Origin of the sequence: Streptomyces sp. NPDC058671 (genome assembly GCF_042716475.1) — a bacterium.
Lineage (GTDB): Bacteria > Actinomycetota > Actinomycetes > Streptomycetales > Streptomycetaceae > Streptomyces.
This window is the reverse complement of sequence record NZ_JBHXSA010000009.1, coordinates 33,564-57,123: the sequence shown is the minus strand read 5'-3', so window position 1 is coordinate 57,123 and position 23,560 is coordinate 33,564. Positions and strand designations below refer to the sequence as shown.

At 73.4% G+C, this 23,560-nt stretch carries 21 protein-coding genes; 6 read left to right on the top strand and 15 right to left on the bottom strand.

The window, feature by feature from the left end:
- Positions 1-38: 38 nt before the first annotated feature.
- On the bottom strand, positions 39-1,217 hold the full coding sequence (locus ACFWV2_RS13560; protein ID WP_384405149.1) for an FAD-dependent monooxygenase: 1,179 nt from the start codon (positions 1,215-1,217) through the stop codon (positions 39-41).
- A gap of 83 nt (positions 1,218-1,300) precedes the next feature.
- Here ACFWV2_RS13560 and ACFWV2_RS13555 point away from each other — a divergent pair, with 83 nt between their 5' ends.
- The 3 genes from ACFWV2_RS13555 to ACFWV2_RS13545 all read left to right on the top strand — a co-directional run bounded on the left by ACFWV2_RS13555 (position 1,301) and on the right by ACFWV2_RS13545 (position 2,977).
- The gene (locus ACFWV2_RS13555; protein ID WP_384405148.1) at positions 1,301-1,936 is read left to right on the top strand and encodes a TetR/AcrR family transcriptional regulator; all 636 of its coding nucleotides are present in this window, start codon (positions 1,301-1,303) and stop codon (positions 1,934-1,936) included.
- Positions 1,937-1,980: 44 nt separating this feature from the next.
- The gene (locus tag ACFWV2_RS13550) at positions 1,981-2,508 is read left to right on the top strand and encodes a DinB family protein (protein WP_384405147.1); all 528 of its coding nucleotides are present in this window, start codon (positions 1,981-1,983) and stop codon (positions 2,506-2,508) included.
- 94 nt (positions 2,509-2,602) lie between these two features.
- Positions 2,603-2,977, top strand: coding sequence for a hypothetical protein (locus ACFWV2_RS13545; protein WP_384405146.1), 375 nt, complete (start codon positions 2,603-2,605; stop codon positions 2,975-2,977).
- A gap of 154 nt (positions 2,978-3,131) precedes the next feature.
- On the opposite strand, the gene ACFWV2_RS13540 is transcribed toward ACFWV2_RS13545, so the two are convergent.
- From ACFWV2_RS13540 to ACFWV2_RS13510, 7 genes are all read right to left on the bottom strand, one after another.
- Positions 3,132-3,605 carry a hypothetical protein gene (locus tag ACFWV2_RS13540; RefSeq protein WP_384405145.1) on the bottom strand — a complete coding sequence of 158 codons (474 nt, stop codon included), beginning with the start codon at positions 3,603-3,605 and terminating at the stop codon, positions 3,132-3,134.
- Positions 3,606-3,673: 68 nt separating this feature from the next.
- Entirely contained in the window at positions 3,674-4,357 is a 684-nt protein-coding gene (gene ung, locus ACFWV2_RS13535; RefSeq protein WP_384405144.1) for a uracil-DNA glycosylase, read from the bottom strand.
- An 85-nt stretch (positions 4,358-4,442) separates the two neighbouring features.
- Positions 4,443-6,020, bottom strand: coding sequence for an ABC transporter substrate-binding protein (locus ACFWV2_RS13530; protein WP_384405143.1), 1,578 nt, complete (start codon positions 6,018-6,020; stop codon positions 4,443-4,445).
- Between the two features lie 148 nt (positions 6,021-6,168).
- Positions 6,169-6,936: an SDR family oxidoreductase gene (locus ACFWV2_RS13525; RefSeq protein ID WP_073816002.1), complete on the bottom strand. Its 768-nt coding sequence runs from the start codon at positions 6,934-6,936 to the stop codon at positions 6,169-6,171.
- A gap of 29 nt (positions 6,937-6,965) precedes the next feature.
- Positions 6,966-7,727 carry a 3-oxoacyl-ACP reductase FabG gene (fabG, locus tag ACFWV2_RS13520; RefSeq protein WP_360791566.1) on the bottom strand — a complete coding sequence of 254 codons (762 nt, stop codon included), beginning with the start codon at positions 7,725-7,727 and terminating at the stop codon, positions 6,966-6,968.
- 193 nt (positions 7,728-7,920) lie between these two features.
- Positions 7,921-8,304: a DUF3037 domain-containing protein gene (locus tag ACFWV2_RS13515; RefSeq protein ID WP_384405142.1), complete on the bottom strand. Its 384-nt coding sequence runs from the start codon at positions 8,302-8,304 to the stop codon at positions 7,921-7,923.
- On the bottom strand, positions 8,301-9,143 hold the full coding sequence (locus ACFWV2_RS13510) for a HipA family kinase (RefSeq protein WP_384405141.1): 843 nt from the start codon (positions 9,141-9,143) through the stop codon (positions 8,301-8,303). Before ACFWV2_RS13510 ends, ACFWV2_RS13515 begins: the two co-directional genes overlap by 4 nt.
- A 789-nt stretch (positions 9,144-9,932) precedes the next feature.
- On the opposite strand from ACFWV2_RS13510, the gene ACFWV2_RS13505 reads away from it, so the two are divergent.
- Complete coding sequence (locus ACFWV2_RS13505; RefSeq protein WP_384405331.1) at positions 9,933-11,807, top strand: ATP-binding cassette domain-containing protein; 1,875 nt, start codon at positions 9,933-9,935, stop codon at positions 11,805-11,807.
- A gap of 239 nt (positions 11,808-12,046) precedes the next feature.
- On the opposite strand, the gene ACFWV2_RS13500 is transcribed toward ACFWV2_RS13505, so the two are convergent.
- Positions 12,047-14,311: a hypothetical protein gene (locus ACFWV2_RS13500; RefSeq protein WP_384405140.1), complete on the bottom strand. Its 2,265-nt coding sequence runs from the start codon at positions 14,309-14,311 to the stop codon at positions 12,047-12,049.
- 412 nt (positions 14,312-14,723) lie between these two features.
- Positions 14,724-15,374: a fasciclin domain-containing protein gene (locus tag ACFWV2_RS13495; RefSeq protein WP_384405139.1), complete on the bottom strand. Its 651-nt coding sequence runs from the start codon at positions 15,372-15,374 to the stop codon at positions 14,724-14,726.
- 280 nt (positions 15,375-15,654) lie between these two features.
- Here ACFWV2_RS13495 and ACFWV2_RS13490 point away from each other — a divergent pair, with 280 nt between their 5' ends.
- On the top strand, positions 15,655-16,359 hold the full coding sequence (locus tag ACFWV2_RS13490) for an adenosylcobinamide amidohydrolase (protein WP_384405138.1): 705 nt from the start codon (positions 15,655-15,657) through the stop codon (positions 16,357-16,359).
- Positions 16,360-16,437: 78 nt separating this feature from the next.
- A complete protein-coding gene (locus tag ACFWV2_RS13485; RefSeq protein WP_384405137.1) occupies positions 16,438-17,610 on the top strand; it encodes a MerR family transcriptional regulator in 1,173 nt (390 codons plus the stop codon).
- A gap of 54 nt (positions 17,611-17,664) precedes the next feature.
- Here the strand turns inward: ACFWV2_RS13485 and ACFWV2_RS13480 are convergent, their stop codons facing one another.
- The 5 genes from ACFWV2_RS13480 to ACFWV2_RS13460 form a co-directional block, all read right to left on the bottom strand.
- Positions 17,665-18,429, bottom strand: a complete 765-nt coding sequence (locus ACFWV2_RS13480) for a class E sortase (protein ID WP_384405136.1) — start codon at positions 18,427-18,429, stop codon at positions 17,665-17,667.
- A 113-nt stretch (positions 18,430-18,542) separates the two neighbouring features.
- On the bottom strand, positions 18,543-19,148 hold the full coding sequence (locus ACFWV2_RS13475) for an alpha/beta hydrolase (RefSeq protein WP_384405135.1): 606 nt from the start codon (positions 19,146-19,148) through the stop codon (positions 18,543-18,545).
- 329 nt (positions 19,149-19,477) lie between these two features.
- Entirely contained in the window at positions 19,478-20,158 is a 681-nt protein-coding gene (locus ACFWV2_RS13470) for a sigma-70 family RNA polymerase sigma factor (RefSeq protein WP_384405134.1), read from the bottom strand.
- 118 nt (positions 20,159-20,276) lie between these two features.
- A complete protein-coding gene (locus tag ACFWV2_RS13465) occupies positions 20,277-21,650 on the bottom strand; it encodes a cryptochrome/photolyase family protein (protein WP_384405133.1) in 1,374 nt (457 codons plus the stop codon).
- Between the two features lie 103 nt (positions 21,651-21,753).
- Positions 21,754-23,493 carry a DUF2867 domain-containing protein gene (locus tag ACFWV2_RS13460; protein WP_384405132.1) on the bottom strand — a complete coding sequence of 580 codons (1,740 nt, stop codon included), beginning with the start codon at positions 23,491-23,493 and terminating at the stop codon, positions 21,754-21,756.
- Between the last annotated feature and the right edge of the window lie 67 nt (positions 23,494-23,560).

Here is a 23,560-nt window from a genome sequence, read left to right as displayed (position 1 = left end):
GTGTCCAGCGGCCCGCTCGCGCGGGTCGTTCGCGCTGGTCAGCTTACGCGGGGGGCGTGGGCCACCGGCGGGTGCCAGTCGGCGATGCCGTCGAAGCCGCGCAGGACGAGGCCGGGCCCGAAGCGGGCGACGGCGCCGACGAGCGTGGAGCGCAGGGCGACGGCGGGACGGGCCGAGAGCATCGTGACCGCTCCGGTCCGGGCGGCTTTGCGGACGATGGCGGTGGTGCGCGGCAGGCGGTCGGCGGTGTAGGCGGCGAGGGCGTGGCCGGGTGCGGAGCGGGCGTGGTGGGCGAGGACGACGGCGTCCTCGATGGCCTGGTTCCCGCCCTGGCCGAGGCTCGGCATCATCGCGTGCGCCGCGTCGCCCAGGAGGGCGACCCGGCCGCGGTGGAAGGCCGGCAGCGGGTCGGGCAGGTGGTGGACGTCGTGGCGCAGGACCTGGGCGGGGTCGACGGCGGCGAGGATCTCGGGGACGGGGTGGTGCCAGTCGCCGAAGAGGCGCAGGAGTTCGGCCTTCTCGTCGTCGGGGGCGCGGCCGCCGGCGGGGGCGGTGGCCATGGCGTACGCGTAGATCCGGCCGTCCTTGAGGGGCTGGGTGCCCCAGAGTCGTCCGGCTCCCCAGGTCTCGTGCGGGGCGAAGGGCCGCGCGGGGGCGGGTACGACGACCCGCCAGGTGGTGCAGCCCGCGTACCGGGTGCCGGGGTGCTCGGGGAAGAGCGCGTGTCGCAGCGCCGAGCGGATGCCGTCGGCGCCGACGACGAGTTCGGCCTCGGTCTCGCCGTGGGGGGTAGCGACGCGGGCGGGGCGGTGGTCGTCGCCGGGGTCGACGAGGGAGGCCGCGGCCGCGGTGCGGACGGTTCCCTCGGGGAGGGCGGAGGTGAGGATGTCGACGAGGGTCGCGCGGTGGAGGAGGACCAGCGGCCCGCCGAAGCGCGCGGCGGCGGCCTCGGCGTTCGTACGGGCGAGCCAGCGGCCGTCGGGGGCGCGCATGCCGCCGTCGCCCTGCCAGGCGGCGAGGTCGCGGACCCGGTCGCCCAGGCCGATGACGTCCAGGGCGCGCTGGGCGTTGGGGGCGAGGCCGATGCCGGCGCCGACAGGGGCGAGGTCGGCGGCGCGTTCCAGGACGGTGACCCGCCAGCCGTCGCGGTGGAGGGCGACGGCGGCGGTGAGTCCGCCGATGCCTGCTCCGACGACGACGGCGCGGTGCTGTTCCATGAGGACTCCTCGGATCGGGAGACTACAGGTGTAGTGCTCCGGCTCCCTGAACGTACTACAGCTGTAGTTGGCCGGGTAGTAGGTTGTCCCGCATGAGCACCTCCGCCGCCCCGACCCCCTCCCGTGCCGAACGGATCGGGGACGCCGCCCTCGACCTCCTCGTCGAGCGCGGCATGCGCGGCCTCACGCATCGCGCCGTGGACGAGCGGGCGGGGTTGCCACAGGGCTCGACGTCCAATCACGCGCGCACCCGGCAGGCCCTCCTGGAGACGGCCGTACGACGTCAGGTGCAGCTGGAGGAACGGGTCCTGACCCCCGACGCGTTGCCGGGCGGCGGTGGCGGCAGTGACGGCCGCGTCGACGTCGGGGTCCTCGCGGACGTCCTCGCCCACGCCCTGCACCGCTATCTCACCGACCACCGCGCCCTGCTCGTCTCCCGCTACGAACTGGCCCTCGAAGCCACCCGCCGCCCCGAGCTCCGCGCCTTCTTCGACGCCGCGGGAGCCGTGTTCCACGGCCCGTTGGTCGCGATGACGGCGGCCGCCGGCTCGACGGAGCCGGAGCGGCACGCGCTCTCCCTCATCGCCTGGTCCGAAGGGCTGATGTTCTCCTGCGCCGTCGGCTCCTTCCACTCCGCCGTGCCCGGCCTCGCGGAACTGCGCACCGGCATCGACGAGTTGCTGAGGGGCATGCTCGGCAGCCCTCCCGCCGGGGGGTGAGAATGCGGTGGCACGACCGGTGCCGATGGGGGACGATGCCGCGCATGACCACCGAACGCACCGAATCCGTGCCGCGCGTCGACCCGTCCACCACTTCGGGCGAGCGCGAGGCACTGGAGCAGTGGCTCGACTTCCACCGCGCCACCCTCGCGCAGAAGTGCGAGGGGCTCGACGACGCCCAGCTGCGCACGCCCTCCGCCCCTCCCTCCGACCTCAACCTTCTGGGCCTCGTCCGCCACATGGCCGAGGTCGAGCGCGGCTGGTTCCGCCGCGTCCTGGCCGGTGAGAAGGTCCCGTGGATCTACTCGACCGACGAGGACCGCGACCGGGACATCCACACCACGGACGAGGACACCTACGAGGAGGCCCACGCCACCTGGCAGGCCGAGATCGCCCACGCCCGCACCCTGGCCGCGCCGCGCGGCCTCGACGACCTGGGCGCCGGCGAGCACCGCACCGGGCGGACCTTCAACCTCCGCTGGATCTACCTCCACATGATCGAGGAGTACGCCCGCCACAACGGCCACGCGGACCTCATCCGGGAGCGGATCGACGGCACGACCGGGGACTGAGCGGGTCAAGTCCGGTCCCGCGGCGGCACCCGTGCGGGGCATTCCCCACCGGTAGGGACGCGGAGATCACCGCGGGACCAGCAGAGTTGCGCGGGTGCATGGAACCCGAACCACAGCGAAGATCCTGGTCGGGGCGGCCGTGGCCGCCCTCGCGGGCTGCGTCTCGGTGGACGCCCCGCCGACGGCGCCCGCTCCCGCACCCGCAGCGGAGACCGTACGCCCCACCCAGGACGTGGCCCCGCAGATCGTCGAGGGCCCGGCCCGCGAGGCCCTCGAAGCGGCGCTGCCCGCTCCCCCGCCGTCCTCCGCGCCCCGCGCGGTGCCCACGTCGGACGTACGCAGGCGCGCGGCGGCGCCCCCGGCCCGGGCCGGGGTGCGCCGCCCCAAGTTGTACCGCGCGGGCGGGAACGCGACCACGAGCGCCCGCGCGTCCCCGCCCGGCCGGCGCTGCCCGGTCTGCCGGAACTGACCGGACTGCCGAAGGAGGCACCCGTGTCGCGGGCGGACGTCTGCACCCTGGGCGAGCGGTACGGGGGCTGGGCGCCCGGCAGCGATCCGTCGAGGATCTGCCACGGGGCGTACGGCCGCTGAACCGTCCGCGCTCTCCTCACACCGCCTTCTCGTCACTCCGCGCGGAGTCGTCGCTCCAGGCGCTCGATGGCGGCCCGCACCCCGTTCCCGTAGCCGTCGTCGTCCAGGTGGTCCGAAGCCGTGCGGGCCCGGTCCAGATGGACGCGGGCGGCGTCGAACTGCTGGAGCTTCACGTAGTCGGCGGCGAGGTTGAGGTGGAGCGAGGGGTACAGCGCCCGGAGCGCGACGGCCGATCCGTGGGCGGCGAGCCGCTCCTCCGCGAAGCCCTGGGCCGCGCTCAGGGCCCGGAGGTCCCAGGCCAGCTCGGTGTCGACGTCGTCCTGGGCGTCCGCCATGTAGTGCGCGAGGGTGCAGCGGTGCAGGGGGTCACCTTCGGGGCCGATCTGCTGCCACAGGAGACCGAAGCGGTTGCGGGCCTCCTCGCGGTCGCCGCCGTGGAGCAGCATCATCGCCTGCCCGATCCTCGTCATGACCCCGTCGTCCGACACCTGCCGCTGCTCGGTCACCGCGCCTCCACCGCTCACCCACTGGGAGGGTCGACGCTAGCCGCACCGGGCGCCGATCCGGGCGAGGCTCAGCCGAGGTCGGGGATGCGCCAGTCGATCGGCTCGTGTCCCTGGGCCGCGACGGCCGCGTCGATCTGGGTGAAGGGCTGCGATCCGAAGAACTTCTTCGCCGAGAGGGGCGAGGGGTGGGCGCCCTTCACGACGACGTGCCGCTCCTCGTCGATGAGCGGCAGCTTCTTCTGCGCGTAGTTGCCCCAGAGGACGAAGACGGCGGGGTCGGGCCGTGCGGCGACGGCGGTGATGACCGCGTCCGTGAACTTCTCCCAGCCCTTGCCCTTGTGCGAGTTCGCCTCGCCGGAGCGGACCGTCAGCACGGCGTTGAGCAGGAGGACGCCCTGCTCGGCCCACGGCATCAGATAGCCGTTGTCCGGGACGGGGTGGCCGAGCTCGGCCTGCATCTCCTTGTAGATGTTCCGCAGGGAGGGCGGGGTCTTGACCCCGGGCCGGACCGAGAAGCAGAGGCCGTGCCCCTGCCCCTCGCCGTGGTAGGGGTCCTGACCGAGGATCAGTACCTTCACCTTGTCGTACGGCGTGGCGTCGAGGGCGGCGAAGACCTCGTCCTTCGGAGGGAAGACCGGCCCCCGGGCGCGCTCCTGCTCGACGAACTCGGTGAGCTGCGCGAAGTACGGCTTGCGCAGCTCCTCACCGAGGACGTCCCGCCAGGACTCGGGCAGCATGCTGGTGTCGGTCACGGTCAACAACCTCCGGTGGACGTTCCTGTTTCTCCGTCCCCGAACCTATCGGGGGCCACTGACAGTGGCCCCCGCAGGCCGTCTCCTACCAGCTGGCCCGGCGGTGCAGCTGCCAGAGCTGCATGACCGTCTGCGGGTCGAGGGCGACCTCGCCGCCGCCGATGTCCTCACGGGCCGCGATGTACAGCTTGCCCTGCCACAGCGGCAGCAGCCGGACGTCCTGGACCATGATCTCCTGGGCCTCGACGAACTCGTCCGCGACGGCCCCGCGATCGCTCTCGCGGCGGGACTTCGGGAGGAGCTCGCCGGTGATCCGGTTGCTCACGTAGGGCGTGCCGAGGACGTTCTCCGCGCCGATGAAGGGGGCGACGAAGTTGTCCGGGTCCGGGAAGTCGGGGAACCAGCCGCGCCCGAAGACCGGGTAGTCGCCCTTCTGGTAGCCCGCCTGGAACTCCTTCCAGGGCTTGCCCTGCACGGTGACCTTGAAGAGGCCGGACTCCTCCAGCTGCCGCTTGAGTTCCTTGAACTCGGCGGCCGTGGAGGAGCCGTAGCGGTCGGTCGTGTACCAGAAGGTCAGCTCGACGGGTTCGGTGATGTCCGCGTCGCGGAGGAGCTTCTTGGCCTTCGCGGCGCTCGGCGAGCCGAAGCGGTCGTAGAACTTGGTGGTGTGAGCCGCGATGCCCTTGGGCACCATCGAGTACAGGGGTTCGGCGGTGCCCTGGTAGACCTTGTTGACCAGTTCGTCGCGGTCGACGAGCTGGGCGATGGCCTTGCGGACGGCGGGCTTGGCGACCGAGGCGTCCTGGGTGTTGAAGACGAGGTAGCGGATGTCGGCGCCGGTCGACTCGACGAGCTGCAGGCCCTTGTTCTCGGGCTTGTCCTCCTGGAGTGCGACGACCTCCTCGGCGGTGAGGCCCCGGTAGGTGGCGTCGATCTCCTTCTTCTTCAGCGCGGCGACCATCGCGTCGGACTGGTCGAAGTAGCGGATGGTCACGCCGCCGTTCTTACGGTCGGCGAAACCCTTGTACGTGGGGTTCTTGGTGAGTTCCGCGGACTCGCGCTCGGCGTACGAGTCGAGGACGTACGGCCCCGATCCGGTGACCTTGCCGTCCGTGCGGAGCTGGTCGGCCGGGTAGTCGGCCGGGTCCACGAGGGACATGGCCGGCGTGGCGAGGACGAACGGGAAGGTGGCGTCCGACTTGTTCAGCCGGAAGACGACGGTCCTGTCGCCGACGGTCTCGATCTTGTCGAGCGAGCCGAGCATCCCGTTGGGGCCGCCCTTGTGGTTGATCGTGCGGATGCGCTCGATCGAGTACTGCACGGCCTTGGCGTCCAGCTTGTGCCCGTTCGAGAACGTGAGGCCCTCGACGAGCTTGCACTCGAAGACCCTGCTGGCGGTGTCCGAGAACTTGCAGTCGGCGGCGTCCGAGGCCGGGACGGTACTTCCCGTCGGGAAACTCACCAGGGTCTGGAAGACATTCCGGAAAAGCTCCCAGGAATTGTCCCAGGCGGCGGCCGGATCAAGCGTGGTGGGAGAACTCGTCGTACCGATGACGAGCCTCTGATCCCCGGCGGAGTCACTGTCCGAGAAGACACTGCATCCGGACACCAGGGATATGGACACAAGGGCTGCAGCGGCCTGCAGACTGGTCCGGTTGAACACGTGCACGCTCCTCGTTCAGCCAGGGGTCGGCCGACGATACCGCAGCACCCCGCCAGGTCAACGTTCGAGTCTGACGGGGCACTTGAGGCATTCATTACTCAACCGGGCGCAATCCGGACACCGAAACCGGAAAGTGTCCGATTATCGGTCACCCTACTCCGGCGTTCAGGAAAATACCGCCGTCGACGACGAGCGTCTGACCGGTGATCCACTCCGACTGCGAGGAGGTCAGGAAGGCGGCGGCGCCGCCGATGTCCTCGGGCTCGCCGAGGCGGCCGAGCGGATAGGCGGCGGCCGCCTCCGCCTCACGGCCCTCGTACAGCGCCTGCGCGAATTTCGTCTTCACCACGGCCGGGGCAATGGAATTGACCCGCACGAGCGGGGCGAATTCGTGCGCCAATTGCAGGGTGAGATTGACCATCGCGGCCTTGCTCATGCCGTACGCACCGATGAAGGGCGAGGCCGAGACTCCGGCGACCGAGGCGATGTTCACGATCGCTCCGCCGTGGTCCTTCTGCCAGGCGTGCCAGGTCCGCTGGGCGAAACCGAGCGCGGACACCACGTTGGTCTCGAAGACCTTGCGCGCCACCCCGAGGTCGAGGTCGGCGATCGGCCCGAAGACCGGATTCGTACCCGCGTTGTTGATCAGGAAGTCCACTCGGCCGAAGCCGTCCATCGCGGCCTCGACGGCGGCGGCCTGGTGGGCCTCGTCATGGGCCTTGCCGGGGACGCCGATCGCCCGGTCGGCGCCGAGGCGCTCGACGGCCTCCTTGAGGGCCTCCTCACCGCGCCCGGTGATGACGACCCGGTCGCCGCGGGCGACGAGCGCCTCGGCGATGCCGTAACCGATGCCCCGGCTCGCGCCGGTGACGAGGGCGACCTTGCCGGACAGCTCCGGCCGTGCCTGTGCGGTCATGTGTGCCTTGCTCCTCTCGCTGCCGGTCGTCAGTTGAGCGGGCCGCCGGCCACGTACATGACCTGGCCGGAGATGAAGCCCGCGTCGTCGCCGGTGAAGAAGGCGATGGCGTGGGCGACGTCCTCGGGGTGGCCGACCCGCTGCACCGGGATCACGGAAGCGGCGGCCGCCTGGAACTCCTCGAACCCCATGCCGACGCGCTCGGCGGTCTGCGCGGTCATCTCGGTGACGATGAATCCCGGGGCGACGGCGTTGGCGGTGATGCCGAACTTGCCGAGCTCCTTGGCGAGGGTCTTGGTGAAGCCCTGGAGACCGGCCTTGACGGCCGCGTAGTTGGCCTGGCCGCGGTTGCCGAGTGCCGAGGAGGAGGAGAGCGAGACGATCCGGCCGAAGCCCGCGTCCACCATGTGCTTCTGGCAGGCCTTCGCCATCAGGAAGGCACCCTTGAGGTGCACGTTCATGACGAGGTCCCAGTCCGCCTCGGACATCTTGAAGAGCAGGTTGTCGCGGAGCACACCCGCGTTGTTGACGAGGATCGTGGGCGCGCCGAGCTCGGCGGCGACCCGCGCGACGGCGGCCTCGACCTGGGCGCTGTCGGAGACGTCGCAGCCGACCGCGAGGGCGGTACCGCCCGCGGCGGTGATCTTCTCGACGGTGTCCTTGCAGGCCGCCTCGTCGAGGTCGAGTACGGCGACGGCGCGGCCCTCGGCCGCGAGGCGGAGCGCGGTGGCAGCGCCGATTCCCCGTGCGGCACCCGTGACGACGGCTACGCGCTGCTCGGTGGTGGACATGCTTGGTTCTCCTCGCCCTTGGATCGTCCCTGGTCGCGGCCGAACCGGTCACCCGCTCCTGCGTCCCGCACATGAGCGACCGCTTAGTATCGTCCGCAGACGAGACGCTAGAAGCCCTGGCACCCGGTGTCAACGGCCCACCGGGTGCACCGGCTCACTCCCGCCCCCCGGCCCGGGAAGCGGGGACGCGCGCTCAGCGCACGAGCAGGTCGAGCAGCCGTTCGACCTCGGCCTCCGGGTCGGCGGTGAGGCCCGTGTGCACGGGACCCGGCTGGACCACCGTGGAACGCGGCGCGATCAGCCAGCGGAAGCGGCGGCCCGCGTCGTCCCGCGCGGCCTGGCCCGCGGCGTCACCCCCCAGACAGACCCCCTCGACGGCACGCAGCGCCGCCCGGACGCCGGTCACGTCGGCCGCCGGGTCGAGCGCCGAGAGCTTCGCCTCGTCCAGATGCGTACGGGCGGCGACGAAGGACCGGGCGCGGCAGTAGACGACCACCCCCGCGTTGACGAACTCACCGCGCTCGACCCGCGGCACCACGCGCAGCAGCGCGTACTCGAAGACATCGCGGTCGGTCACGGGGTGCTGTCCTTCTCGGTGGAGTGCGGCCGGGGCGCGAGGCGCTCGGCGAGCCAGCCGGGCGGCCGCTGCGGCCGGCTCGCGCTGCGGGGTCCGAGCGTGATGCGCTCGTGGATGGTGGCGGCGCGGGGCAGCAGCGCCTCGACGTAGGCGGCGCGCACCTCGTCCGTACTGCCGAAACCGGGCTCGTCGACGAGCCACTCGTCGGGTACGTCGGCGGCCACCGCGTCGAGCAGCTCGCGGGTGACGAGCGGCGCGAGTTCGGCGGCCGCGGCGGCGACGTCCGGCGAGAAGGGGGCGAGCGCGTGGTCGGACGCGTCGTACGGCTTGGCGGCGGAGGCCTGCGCGCCCGGCCAGTTGTGGTGCCAGATCATGGTGGCGCCGTGGTCGATGAGCCACAGGTCGCCGTGCCAGACGAGCATGTTCGGGTTGCGCCAGGACCGGTCGACGTTGTTGATGACGGCGTCGAACCAGACGACCTTTCCGGCCTCGACGGGGTCCACCTCGTACGCCAGCGGGTCGAAGCCCAGCGATCCGGGCAGAAAGTCCATCCCGAGGTTGAGCCCGCCGCTCGCCTTCAGCAGCTCCTGCACCTCCTGGTCGGGTTCGGAGAGCCCGATGACCGGGTCGAGCTGGATGGTGACGAGCTCCGGCACCCGCAGTCCGAGCCTGCGGGCGAGCTGCCCGCAGACGACCTCGGCGACCAGCGTCTTGCGGCCCTGCCCGGCACCGGTGAACTTCATGACGTACGTGCCGAGATCGTCGGCCTCGACGATCCCGGGGAGCGAACCGCCCTCACGCAGGGGCGTGACATAGCGGGTCGCTACGACCTCTTCCAACACTTTCCCAGGCCACCCATCTCTTCAGCCTCACCCTCCACGGACGATTTCTCCGGAGCGTGGAGGCAGGAATCACCGGTCGACGGCGACGGGGAGAGTCCGGGGAGTCTCGGCCGACGAGCCGGTCTCCCCGCTCCCCCAACGGACCGTCGATGGTGCCGCGGCCCTTGCTGCCGGCTTCCGGCATGAAGGGAACATAGTAACCGAGGGTGATCGCCGGCGAGGAGTGGACGAGCCATCGGACCAGGTCACGACGGCCTCTCCGGCTTCCCACCTGATCGAGGCGTGGGTGCGCGAAGCGCGCGGCGAGCAGCAGGGAGGACTTCCTCCCCCGCCGTGCGAGTCGCGCGGATCGCGGCGGACGCCCGAACCTCCCGCCGGCCGCGCCGACGCGGGCGTCAGCCGTCGTGGTGGTGGCCGTAGTGCCGAGGATCTGCTCGGCGCTCACATCGCGGGCATCAGAGATGCCGGAATCAGTGATCACCACGAATCGGATCCAGCGAAGGCGCACAGGGGCAGGGGGCGCACTGCCAAGTCGGCCGCAGGTCGTTGTGCTCCAACGTGCGCCCCCGCGCCGAAGGCACTGCCGTCGGCGTTTCGGCCAACTGCTGCACCCCGCGCCCCCGTTGCGGGAAGCGGATCGATGCACTGCCCACACTCCGACACGCGCTGAATCTCGGGATCCAGCCGAGACCGAAAAACACCAGTTCGATATCTCGGCGTGGTCGTTGAACCTCACGACAGTTCCGCACGACCGTCCAGGAGGACCCGCCGTTGACCTCGACGCCCATGAACGCGCAGCAGAAGACCCCGCCTCCGCCTCCTCCGCCCGCGGAGATCACCTATGGCGGGCAGTACGCCATCAATCCGCTCGCCGAGGTCTCCTTCCGGCGCATGTGCGCGCAGATCCCCGCCGTCCTGGGCCGGATCGCGCGCCTGTCGTGGCGGATCGACCGGCGGGCCGTTCAGCTGCTCGTCGGCTGCCAACTGGTCACGGGCGTCTCGGCCGCCGTGCTGTTGACCGCAACCGCCCGCGCCATGGAACCCGTCCTCGGCGCCGGCGCCGCCGGGGACCGGCTGCGTGGCGCGCTGCCGGCGCTGCTGGTGGTGGCGCTCGCCGCCGCGCTGGCTCGTACGGCGGGGGCGGCGGCCTCGTACGCCGAGCGGCGGATCACGCCGCGGCTGACGACGGAGACGGACTCGGCGCTGGTCGAGGCGGTGTGCCGGGTGGAGGCGGTGGCGTACGCGGAGGACGGGTTCTCGGACCGACGCGAGGCGGCCGAGATGGGGGTGATGCGCACCAGCGTGATGGTGACCGACGCGCAGCGCCTCGTGTCCGCGGTCATCCGTATGGTCACCGCAGGAGGCGTTCTGACGGTGCTGAACCCGCTGATGCTGCCGCTGCTCCTGCTCGCTGTCCTCCCGGCCGGTGTCGGGGCTGTCCTGAGCGCGCGGGTCGACTACGAGATCCACTACGGCAACATCGCCGACCGCAACGTCCGCGGCATGATGCGCTGGTGGGCGACCGAGTCGAAGTACAGCGACGAGGTCCGTGCGAACTCGATGACCGACTACCTCGTCCACTGGTACCGGACCCTGTCCGACCGGTGCGACCGCCGTACCCTGGCCGCCGCGCCACGGACCCTGCGGATCGCCCTGCTGTCCGCCCTGGCCGGTGGCGCCTTCCTGATGGCGACGTGGGGCGCTCTGGCATGGCTGGCCGTGTCCGGCCGGATCGACCTCGCGGTCGCGGCGACGGCCGTCATCGCCGTGCAGACCACACTCGCCGCCCTCTCCCAGGTCGTCGTCAACGGCGCCGCCGTCTTCCACACCAGCCTCTACCTGGGCGACATGCAGACCTTCCTCGACGACGCCGCCGCCCGCGCCCCCAGGCGTGGTCCCCACCTTCTCACCGCCCCGGTCGACGAGATCCGCCTGGACCAGGTCGTCTACCGGTACCCGGGCAAGGACAGACCCGCCGTCGACGGCGTCTCCCTGACCCTGCGGCGCGGCCAGATCCTCGCGATCGTGGGTGCGAACGGATCTGGGAAGAGCACCCTCACCCGTCTGCTGACCGGGATCTACCTGCCGGACAAGGGCACGGTCACATGGAACGGCACCGATCTCGCCGGGGTGGTCCCCGCCACCGTGTGGGCGCACACCGGTCTGGTGCCGCAGATCTTCGCGCAGTGGCCGCTGCGCGTCCGTGAGAACGTCACCCTCGGCCAGCCCCGCACCCACGACGACGCCCCGGTGTGGGAGGCCATCGACGCGGTCGGTCTGCGCGACGCCGTCGAAGACCTCCCCGCGGGTCTCGACACCCTCCTCGCCCGGGACATCTTCGGCGGGACCGAACTCTCCGGCGGCGAGTGGCAGCGCGCCGCATGCTCCAGGGGGCTGTACCGCCGACCGGAACTGCTGATCCTCGACGAACCCACCTCGCAGATGGACCCGCGCGGCGAACACCAGATCTTCGAGCAGATCAAGGCCGTCTCCTCCGACCGCATCACGATCGTGGTCACGCACCGCCTGGAGAACACCAGGATCGCCGATCACGTCATCGTGATGGAACACGGCCGGATCACCGAACAAGGCCCGTACGACGACCTCGCCCATGGCGGTGGAACCTTCGCCGAGCTGCTGGAACTGTCCCAGGACCGCTGACCGCCCCCGTCACCGCTCGGGTCCACAGGATGTACGCAGACGAAACCCGTGCCCGCGGCCGTGCAGTGCTGGGCCGACCGCTCTGGACGCGGTCAACTGCCTTGCCTGGGGCCCGGAGCACGACGATGCCGAGTTCATCGCCCGGGGGCGGCGGACTCTGGACCGGCTCATGAGGGAGAACCGGCCGTGAGCGGCATCCAGCGGAGCATCGTCCACCGTCGCGTTCCCGATCGTGGATGTCAGGGGGTCGCCGTCCGCCCGGTCGGAGTCGTCCAGCCGAGGATGGCGGACCCGTCGGGGAGGCTCCCCGTGAGGCGTACCGGACCGTCCGCAGCGTCTGCCGCGGTCGACAGCACCGGGCCGCGGGTCCTGGCGGTGACGGCTCCGTCGGCGGTGACGCCGGTCAGACGGCGGCTGCCCGCGGCGAGGAAGTACCGCGTGCCCGAGGGCGCTGTCCGGTACGCGCCGGCCAGGACGTGCTGGCCGAAGCGGCTGCACGCCGCCGTGTCCGGGAGTTCCGTCACGGTACGCGGCTCGGTTCCCGCCCGGTCGGCCGGTGCCGTCAGGGAGACGGAGATCCGGCCGCTGCCCTCCCAGGTGTCCACGCGCGAGCAGACCCACAGGGCCCGCCCCGCGCGCTCGGGCAGTGGCTGCTCCGCGTACTCCCAGCGGTTGACCGAGCGAACGCCCGTGCCGTGCAGGGCCGCGAGCCAACAGGCGGCCGGCGCCCAGGCCGCGAGTCCCCGTTCACCCGTGGCCTCGCGCGGTGCCCGCGCCGGGGCGCCCGTGCCCGGCCCGGGTGTCCAGGTCAGATGCACGGGGGTCAGCTCCCCCAGGTCCGCCAGCAGGAAGGCGTGGTCCTCGACGATCCGGGCGGAGGAGGTGAGCTGGAGCGCGGTCACCCCGGCGCACCCGCCCGCCCCCTCGTACGGGACGGCCGCGGTGAGGCCCTCCGGAGTGACCTCCAGGGGGCGGGCGGCGGACCCGGGCGTGCGGAGGTCCCGTACCGCCGCCTCCGCGATCCACGGCGCGAGGAGGTACCGCGCCTGGCCCGGCGTGCGGGTGAGCACCACGGCCGCGGCCGTGGTGACGTCGGCGTCGTCCACGCGCGCGAGGTCCAGGACGGCGGGGCCGCGCCCGTCGACGGAGGCGGCGTACCGGGCGAGTCTGCGCCCGTCGTGGAGAAGCACCACGACGGTGCCGTCGACCGTTCCCGCGTAGAGGAGACGGGGTGGTTCGGCGGGCGGTGACGTGGGCGTGCCGGGCGTCGCCGAAAGCCGCACCTCGGCGTCCCCGCCGCGGGACCAGGCGTCCAGGGCGCGCCGCAGCAGGGCCGTGTCTCCCGTTCTCGTCCCCCGTGCCGGCCAGGCGGTGAAGTCGACGCGCGAGATGTCGGCCCAGCGTTCGGCGGGCGCGCGCACCAGCGCGGCGGGGTCGAGGGCCCGGGCCAGGGCCGCGGCCGAGAGGGCGGTCACCGAGCCGGTGGCCCGGCCTCCCGGTTCGTTCCCCGAGCGGAGTTCGACCGTCGTCACCGCCGCCGTCGTGACGAGGAGCACCGCCCCCGCGAGGGCCGCGAGCCGCTCGCGCCGGTGGCGGCGCAGCAGGTCGGTGGGGCGGGTGTGGACGGTGCACGGGTCGAACTCCGCGCTGCCGAGAAGCGTCGCGATGTCGGCCCCCGACGTGGCGGCGAGCAACTCGGCGGCGCGCAGGGCCACATCGGGTTCCGCGAGGCCCGCCCGGGCGAGCAGAGGGCCGACCGCTTCCTCGGGAAGGCGTTCGAGCGTACGCAGGGCGAGCGCGGCACGCGTCCCGGGCACGGCGCCCGCCAACGCGCGGTCGAGGGCGAGCTCGTCGGAGCCCCCGGCGCGGGGGAAGAGCCGCAGCCCCAGGACGAGCGGCAGCCTGACGGCCGGAGCGAACCGACGCGGCGGACGCAGCGCGGCCCGTACGACGGTCTCCCGCAGCCAGGAGTACGCGGCCCGCTCGCCACCACGCCCGCCGGGGAGAAGCGCCGGGGGCGGGGTCGGGGGGTCGGAGGACGCCGGGGCCGGGATGGAGCGGTCGGGGGACGCCGGGGCCGGGATGGAGCGGTCGGGGGACGCCGGGGCCGGGCGGTCAGAGGCCCCGGGGAAAGGGGGCGGGGAAGGCTGGGCGAGCGGTGCCGGGGGCGGGGGTACCTCGCCGAGCGGGGGTCGGGGCCGGGGCGGCTCGGCTGTCGGCACCTGGGGCGGGGCGGGTTCGGAGCCGAGGGGCTTCGGAGCCGGCACCGGCTCGGGGCGGGGTCGCGCCGGGCGGGGGCGGCCGGCGGATTCCCCGAGCGTCCTCTGTACGAGCGCGTGGGCGGTCAGGACCCGGCGGTGGCGGCCGAGCGTCGGCGGCAGGATCAGGTAGGCGAGGCGGACGAGCCGCGGATAGTTCTCGACGAGCGCCGCCTCGGCGTCCTCCCGGGCGGGGCGGTCGGCCGATATCGCGGTGCCGGTGATGACGTGACGGGACAGCAGCATGACCGGCCAACGATCCCGGCGCGACGGCGTCACCTTCGTAAGTGTGACCGTACGACTCCCCCGGAAGCGGGACGGCCTCCCCGGGCACCGGCCGGTCCCGGCGTCCGCGAGAGCAGCGCCTTGGATGCCGTGAAGCTGCTTGCGGTACTCACACCAGGGCAACGGCACCGGGGCCGCGGACGGCACGCGGCCTCACCCCGCTGGACCGCCGATGCGCACGTGCGGGGGAAACCGGTCATTCGTACGAGCCATGGCGCGTCTGTCGGGAGGCGCGTCCGGGGGGGGCGCCGCAGGACCCCGGGGCGTCACCCGGCACAGGCGCGGCGGGGCCCGCCGCCACGTGATGTCACGTGGCGACGGCCCCCCCCTCCCCTTGAGTGCCCGCTCCGGCTCCCGGCTCCCCGGCTCGCCCTTACTTGGGCATCAGGACGGTGTCGACGATGTACACGGTGGCGTTGGCCGTGGGGACGTTGCCGCAGACGACCTTCGAGGAGTCGTTGACGGTGTACGCCTCGCCCGCACCCTCCGTGGTGAGCATGCCCTTCTGCAGGGTCTCGAAGGAACCGCTCTCCAGCTGCTTCGGCGTCAGCTTCTGGCCCACCACGTGGTAGGTGAGGATCTTGGTGAGCTGCTCCTTGTCGGCCAGCACCTTGTCCAGGTCGGCCTTGGGGATCTTGGCGAAGGCGTCGTTGGTGGGGGCGAACACCGTGATGTTCTGGGCGTTGTTGAGGGTGTCCACCAGGCCGGCCTGCTTGACGGCGGCCACGAGCGTGGACAGCGCCGGGTTGTTCGAGGCGGCCGTGGCGACGGGGTCCTTCGCCATCCCGTCGAAGGAGCCGGCGCCGTCCTTCGGCACCGTGGCGCAGGCCGGGCCGAACGGACCGTCGGCGGCCATGTCCGTCCCGGTCGAGGGCGCGTTCTCCGGGGCCGCCGGCGTCGAGGCCTCGGAGCCGGCCTCGGCCTTGGTGTCCGAGCCGGAGTCCGAGCAGGCCGCCAGGGAGAAGGGCAGCGCTGCCGCGGCTGCCACGGCGACGGCGGCGCGGCGGAGGCGAAGAGCGTTCATGAGGAGGAAACCCCTTGGGTCGAGTGCGCGAGCAAGAGCGCACGGGTACGAGTGACGGCACGACCACCCCGGCCGGGAGTGCGGTGACGCGTCCGGACCTCCGCCGGGGAAGTCCCCGCCGTGGCCCTGTTGTCGTGGGTGTTTCGGAGCCCAGGGCCTTCCGGATGGGTCTTTCACTCGTTGGAGTGAGATTCCAGCGGCATTCGACCGGACGCGAAGGCGATGTGGACGTGATCCTCATGCGACTCGGGGTGCTGAAAGCCGCGCGTTAGGGTGTGGGGTGCTTCCGCGAACCCTCCCCACCAGCGCTTCTCTCGCGCACGCCACTCTCCGCACCCATGAGGAAGGGGGCCGGGAGTGGCCGCTCCTGGTGTGGGTTCCCGGGCCGGGGGTACGCATGGTGTCGAGCGCCGTGCTCGGTGGAGGCATCGGCGCCCGGGAATGGGTGCTCAACGCCCAGGTCCCACCCGGATACGACCGGCGGGACCCCGTGGCCCACCTGCGCGATCTGGCCTCGGACGCGGGACTCGCGGGCCCCGGTGTGGGGCTGATGACGGCGGCGTCCGTCACGGACCGGCGTCACGCCGTGGACGGCGGCGCCGAGGCCGTCGTCACCGCCGGGATCGGTGTACGGGGCTGGGCCGCCGCGCCGGGACGCGGCGGCGTCGCCGCCCCCCGCCCGGGGACGATCAACATCATCGTGTCGCTGCCGGTGGCCCTCACGGACGCCGCGCTCGTGAACGCGGTGGCCACCGCCACCGAGGCGAAGACCCAGGCCCTCGTCGAACTCGGCGCCGACGCCTCCGGTACGCCCACGGACGCCGTCTGCGTCGCCGCGCCGTCGCCGGCCGGGAACGCGGCCGAACCGTTCGCCGGTCCGCGGTCCCTGTGGGGCGCGCGCCTCGCCCGCGCGGTGCACCGGGCGACGAGGGAGGCCTGCGCGGGACTGCTCGCCGCCGAACGTTCCGGCACCCCGGTCACCTGACCCGCGCCGAAGCCTGGGACGTACGCGCGTACCCCGCCCCCTGGGACTCGCATCGTTTGTGCGTCGTACGCTGGAGGCATGTCCGATACGGAGCACGGGATCACCACCGGGGCGGTCGCCCGGCGCCTCGGGGTGTCACCGACCACGCTGCGCTCATGGGACCAGCGATACGGCATCGGTCCCGCCGCTCGGGTGGGCGGACGCCACCGGCGGTGGGCACCGGGAGACATCACCATGCTGGAGGAGATGTGCCGGCTGACGGCCTCGGGCGTCCCTCCCGCCGAAGCGGCGCGGGCCGCCCGGTCCTCGCGCGCGTACCCCGGCGACGGCACCGACACCCGAAACCGGTCCGAGGCCCCGTACCCCGGCGCCACCCGACCGAACGGGCCGCACGGGCCGCACGAACCGAGCCGGCCGAACATACCGAACGGCCCCACAGACCCGAGCAACCCGAGCAGCAACCCAAGCAGCACCCCGAGCCGATCCGACGCACCGAACGGACCGACTGGGGTGACCGGGCCGACCGGGCCGGCGGCATCCGCGCCCCCTCGCGCCGCCGCCCGCCAGCCGGGGTCAGGGAACGGGCTTCCCCTCGGCGATGTGCGCCTGGAGTGCCGCGGGCTGGCACGCGCCGCCGTACGGCTCGACGGGCCCACTCTCGACACCCTGCTCCGTGACGTCGTGGCGGACCACGGCCTCGTCACCGCCTGGGAGGAGGTGATGGCCCCGACCCTGCACGCGGTGGGACGCAAGTGGGAGTCGTCCGGAGACCGTTACGTGGAGGTGGAGCACCTGCTGTCGTGGCACGTGTCGACCGCGCTCCGGCAGATCGCGGCCCCCGGCCCCGTCTCCATGACCCCGGTCATCCTCGCCTGCGTCCCCGCCGAGCAGCACACCCTGCCGCTGGAGGCGCTGGCGGCGGGCCTCGCCGAACGCGGCCTTCCCAGCCGCATGTTCGGCGCGGCCGTCCCCGCCGAGGCACTGGACGCGGCTGTACGGCGCACGGGCCCGGCAGCGGTCGTGCTCTGGTCGCAGGCCCGCTCGACCGCGAACCACGCGCTGGCCGAGCACGTCGCCGCGAGTTCCTTCGGCGTCAAGGGCGCGCGGACGCACCCCCTGGTGATGCTGGCCGGACCGGGCTGGGCCGGGCGCACCGTACAGGCGGGCATGCTGCGTCCCGGCGGTCTGCGGGAGGCACTCGACAGCCTGTCCCGGCTCTACGCGGAACGACAGGCGGCGGCGACCCGGTGAACGGTCTTCCCACGCGTACGGGTCCGGGCCCGCTCCGTCGCGAAGACGGATCCGCTACACCGGCCGGGTCGAGGTCAGGACGCCGATCTTGTCGATGCGGTGCTCGGGATTGCCCTGGGCGTCCCGCCAGAAGTTGCCCGCCGCGTCGTCCTCCGGCGTCGCACAGGTGGAGAGCGTGATCATGGCCCGGGTGGGCTTCTCGCCGGGCTCACCCGGCACCGCGGCGCGCTGCTCGGCGAGGGAGCGGGCCGAGCGGAAGGACGTGGTGCGGGTCTCGACGATCTCGTACGTGTAGACGGTGCCGTCAGCGGTGACGTGCACGCGGTCCCCCACCTCCACCGAGGGCAGCTCGCGCAGGGGCCCGCCGGCCGACAACCGGTGGGCGGTCACCAGATAGTTGCCAACCTCGCCCGGCCCCACGCCACCGCGCTCGCCGTGGGGACTGGCGGCCACGCCGCGATCCTGGATGCGGGTGCCCGCGGGGTCGTCGGTCGTGCCCTCGTACGGCACGACGTCCAGATCCTCGACGCCGATCGACGGTATGGACACCTCGGCGTCGACGGGCCCTCGCGGGGTGGGAGCGGAGGAGGTGGGTGCGGGGGCTGCGGGGAGCGCGTCGGCGGCCGGGGCGGACGACGTGACCGAGGGGATCACCGACGTCGGCCCGTGCGCTCCCGTGGGCGTCCGACCCTCACCCGCACAACCGACCAGCGCGGCGACGGTCGCGACGACCGCGGCGAGACGGCCGACCGGAGCCCACCGGGAGCCCCGGACTCCGGACCGGCCCTTCGTCACGCCCCCGACACGCTCGGCACCCATACGCCCAGGATGACCCACTGCCTCCTCCGTGGCACCCACAACGGCACGACGCACGGAGACGGGGCGGGCTCGCGGCCCGTCACGGGGGTGCGGGCCGGAGCCGACGGTCCCGCCTAGCCGTGGGAGAGCAGGGCCCCGGTGAGTTCCGCCGCGCGGCGGTGCCAGAGGTCCGCGCAGCGGAGCATGGCGTGGCCCCCGGCCGGCATGGGGATGCCGACGGCGTCGGCGCCCGCCGCCCGGGCCCGTCGGACGAAGTCCCAGGACTCGCGGGCGGAGGTGACGCGGTCGGTCTCGTCGTGGAGGAGGTAGAGGCGTCGGCCGCCGAGGTGGTCCACCGGTTCGCCGGCGGGGCACCACGGCGCCAGGGCGACGACCCCGCGGACGGCGGGGTCGCCCGCGGCGCGGAGGGCCGCGCGGCCGCCCATGGAGTGGCCGATGAGGACGACCGGCACGGCCCCGGCCAGCTCCCTGAGGGCCGCCAGGGCGGTCTCCGCGTCCTTGGCGGCGTCGGCGCGCGGGCCGTTCCAGCCGCGATGGCGGTAGCGCACCTCACCGATCAGTACGTCCCGGCCCCGTACCGCGCGGGTCACCGCCGAGGCGAACGGGCGCATCCGCAGCGCGGGAAGGTTGAGGGCGGGCGGCGGCTCGGGCCCGTCGGCGCGGCCGCCGTGCAGCAGCAGCACGGCCGCGGTGGGCGCGGCCGGAGCGCTGCGGACCATGAGGGTGCTCGGCGTGCTCGGGTCGGCTGGGCGCCGGGTACGGCAGGTCATCGGGTGGCCGTCCCGTTCCCGCGCCGCTGCGGTGGCCGGTCGAACAGCCCGCTCGTGCGGGCCGAGTGGGCCGCGTGTCCGGGCCGGTTCGCCATGGGGGCCTCCAGGAGTCGTTTGCCGCTTCCCGGATGAGCGGGGCGCTCATGACGAGGGGGGAGACGACCGTGAGGGCCGCAGTCTGCCAGGTCGCGCGGGCCGTCGCGTACCGACCCCGTCCGGTCGGGAAGCAGGGGACGCGGCGCCGGGGCGGCCGGTGCGGCTTCGCAGCCCCCGCGGTTCTACGCCGCGTCCAGGCTGCGGCGCATCCGCTGAAGTCCCCGGCGGGCGTGGCTCTTGACGGTTCCGAGGGGCATCCCGGTGCGGTCGGCGATCTGCACCTGTGTCAGGTCCGCGAAGAACGCGAGGGTCAGTACGTCACGCTGGACCCGGGGCAGGCGCGCCAGTTCACGGGTGACCACGAGCCGGTCGAGGACGTGTTCGGGCCCCTCGCGTGTGTCGGGGGACGGCGTGAGGGCCGCGCCCGCGGCGGCGACGAGGTCCAGTCGCCGGGTCCTGGCGGTGAGCGCGTCCGCGATCTTCCGCCGGGTGATGCCGACGAGCCAGGCGGGCACGGGGCCGCGCTCCGGGTGGTATCCGGCCCTGCCGCGCCAGGCGGCGAGGAACACCTGCTGGGTGACGTCCTCGGCCTCGCGCGGATCGCCGAGCGCGCGGGCCGCGAGGGTGTGGACGAGCCGGGCCCAGCGCCGGTGGGCGAGGACGAGACAGCGCTCGTCGCCCCGGACGAGCCCCCTGCCGATCTCCTCGTCCGAGAGCGTCTCGGGCCGGACGGCGCCGACGGCGGGGCCGGCAGCCGCCGGATCCGAGGTCACGGCCGCGGTCGCGGACACGTTCGGGATCGAGGTCACGGTCGTGGCGGGGGGCGCGATCGGGGTCGTGGTCGCTGTCATGGTCGCGGTCATGGCGGTCCTCCTCCTCCCGGGGCTCCGTGCTCCCGGCTCCCTCAGCGTCCGGCCACAGGGGGAGGCGACTCAACTCGCATCGTTTGTGCGTCGTATCGACGATCGCGCGGGGATGCCCTCAGTCCCGGCCCCTGGCGCGCCGGAAGCGGTTCAGGCCCTCGGCGAGGTCGACGATCGGATCGGGGTAGTCGTACGCGGTCCGGTCCGCGCCCTTGAGCCGCCACGGCTCGTGGATCAGGGGACCCGTCAGGGTCGCCAGCTCCGGCACCCAGCGCCGGACGTAGGCGCCCTGGGGGTCGTACCGCTTGCCCTGGAGTACGGGGTTCAGGACCCGCTGCGGTCGTGAGTCCGTGCCCGTGCCCGCCACCCACTGCCAGTTCAGCTGGTTGTTCGCGATGTCACCGTCCACGAGGAGGGCGAGGAAGTGGCGGGCCCCCTCGCGCCAGTCGACGTAGAGCGTCTTGGCGAGGAAGGAGGCGGTGAGCAGCCGGCCCCGGTTGTGCATCCAGCCCTCGTGCGCGAGCTGCCGCATGGCCGCGTCGACCACGGGATAGCCGGTCCGGCCCTCCCGCCAGGCCCTCAGGTCCGCCTCGGCGTCGTCGCCCCGCCGCCAGCGGTCGTGCCGGGGCCGGTAGTCCTCGACGGCGGCCTCAGGTCGTGCGGCGAGCACCTGCTGGTGGAAGTCCCGCCAGCACAGTTGCCGTACGAACGCCTCGGCGCCCGCGCCGCCCCGGGCCCGCGCCCGGTGGACGGCCTCCGTCGCCGAGACCGCGCCGAAGTGGAGGTACGGGGAGAGCCGGGAGGTCGCGTCGCCCGCGAGGTCGTCGTGGATCTCCTCGTAGGTGTCGGCGTGCCGGGACAGCCAGGCCCCCAGCCTTCGGCGCCCCTCGGTCTCCCCGCCCGTGGCGAGGCCCTCGGAGACGCCGGCCACGGAGGCGCGGTCGGGCAGGGGCTCGGAACGCAGCCCCGGCGGCACCACCACCTTCCGGGGAGCCGCGAGGGGTGTGCGGAGCGGTGCGGAGACCCAGCGCCTGAGGTACGGGGTGAACACGGCGAAGTGGTCGGAGCCCAGGGGAGTGACGTCGCCGGGAGGCACGACCGTGGTCACGGCGTCGTGGACGTAGAGCCGGCGCCCGTCGGACTCCAGGGCCCGCCGCAGCCGCGCCTCCCTGGTGCGGGCGAAGGCCGAGTGGGAGGCCGCCATGTGGACCTCGTCGGCGTCGGCCTGCCGCACCACACCGCACACCTCGGCGACGGTGTCGCCCGCGCGCACGACGAGCCGGCCGCCCCGCTCGCCGAGGCCGGCGTCGAGGTCGGCGAGGCAGTCTGCGAGGAAGGCGAGCCGGTTGGGAGCCGCGAAACCGGCCCGGTCGACGGCGGGGTCACGGACGAACAGCGGGACGACCTCGTGGGCCGCGTCCACGGCCGCGCGGAGCGGCGGATGGTCGTTGACGCGGAGGTCGGAGGTGAAGAGGACGACGGAGACGGTCATGGGGCCCCTTCCGGAGGGGATCGGTCGCCGGACGGACGGTGACGCCGCACGCCCGGCGGGCTGCTGGGGTGGATGTGCCGCCCCCCTTTCCCGTACCGCCGACTCACGGATGCGGCGGCGGAGCGGCTCCCGGGCCCCATCCCCCGGAGGGCCCGTCGCCGGGAGCCTCCTCGGCCGGGGGCCCGTCCTCCGGGCCCCGTCCCCCCGAGGGCCCGTCGCCGGGAGACCGCCCGGCCGGGGGCCCGTCCTCCGGGCCCCGTCCCCCGGAGGGTCTTTCCCCCGCGGATCGCCCCCCGGAAGGCCCGTCCCCCGGAGCCCGTTCGCCAGCCGTAACCGCCGCCGCCCCGCCCTTCTCCGCCGTCCGTGCGATGTTCCTCGCCATGCCGCCGAACACGACCGCGTGGAACGGCGACACGCTCCACCAGTACGCCTGGCCCGCGAGGCCTCGCGGGTGGAACAGGGCGCGCTGGCGGTACCGGGTGCGCCCCTCCTCGTCACGCTCGGCGCGCATCTCCAGCCAGGCGAGCCCGGGAAGCCGCATCTCGGCGCGGAGCCGCAGGAGGGTCCCCGGCTCGATCTCCTCGACCCGCCAGAAGTCGAGCGCGTCGCCGACCCGCAGCCGCTCGGCGTCGCGGCGGCCCCGGCGCAGCCCGACGCCGCCGACGAGCCGGTCGAACCAGCCGCGCACGGCCCAGGCCAGCGGGAAGGAGTACCACCCGTTCTCGCCGCCGATGCCCTCGATGACCCGCCACAGGGCCTGCTGCCCGGCGTCGACGGTCCGTTCGCGTTCGTCGGTGTAGAGGCTGCCGCCGGCCCAGTCGGGGTCGGTGGGCAGGGGGTCGCTGGGGGCTCCGGCGAGCGAGGCGGAACTCCACCGGGTGGTGACCCGCGCCTCCTGTACCCGCTGGAGGGCGAGCGCGAGGGCGTCGTCGAAGGAGACGGGGGTGCCGGGCGGATCCGGCACGTGGTCGGCGATGTCGTGCTCGGCGCAGACCACCTCGTACCGCAGCGATTCGGCGAGCGGGCGGGCCAGGGACGCGGGGACGGGCGTGACGAGTCCGATCCAGTGGCTGGACAGGCGCGGGGTGAGCATCGGGACGGGCAGGATGAGCCGTCGGCGCAGTCCGGCGACCTTCGCGTAGCGGATCATCATGTCGTGGTACGTGAGGATGTCCGGGCCACCGATGTCGAAGCTGCGGTTGACGTCCTCGGGCATGCGGGCGCTGCCGACGAGGTAGCGCAGCACGTCGCGGACGGCGATGGGCTGGACGCGGGTGCCGACCCAGCTCGGCGTCACCATCACGGGGAGCCGTTCGGTGAGGTAGCGGAGCATCTCGAAGGAGGCGGAGCCGGAGCCGATGACGACGGCGGCCCGCAGGACGGTCGTGGGCACGCCCGAGTCGAGCAGGATCCGGCCGACCTCGGCCCGGGAACGCAGGTGCGTGGAGAGGGCCTGTTGGGGTACGTCCGCCGGGGTGAGTCCGCCCAGGTAGACGATGCGCCGGACCCCGGCGGCACGGGCCTCCTCGGCGAAGGTGCGGGCGGCGCGCCGGTCGGTCTCCTCGAAGCCGGGCCCGGATCCCATGGAGTGCACCAGGTAGTAGGCGACCTCGACGTCGCGGAACGCGTCCCGCAGGCCGGCGGCGTCGGTGACGTCTCCGCGTACCACCTCGACCCGGTCCGCCCAGGGGTGGTCGCGGAGGTTGGCCGGGGTGCGCGCGAGGCAGCGGACGCCGTATCCGGCGTCGAGCAGTTCGGGGACGAGCCGTCCGCCGATGTAGCCGCCCGCGCCGGTCACGAGGCAGAGCGTGCGGCCGGACGCGGCCCGGGGGTGCGTCGCCATGGTGTGTACTCCGTTCCGTCCGGGCGTCTGCGTCCGGGGGCGTCACGACGCCGGGGAAAGCGGCGCC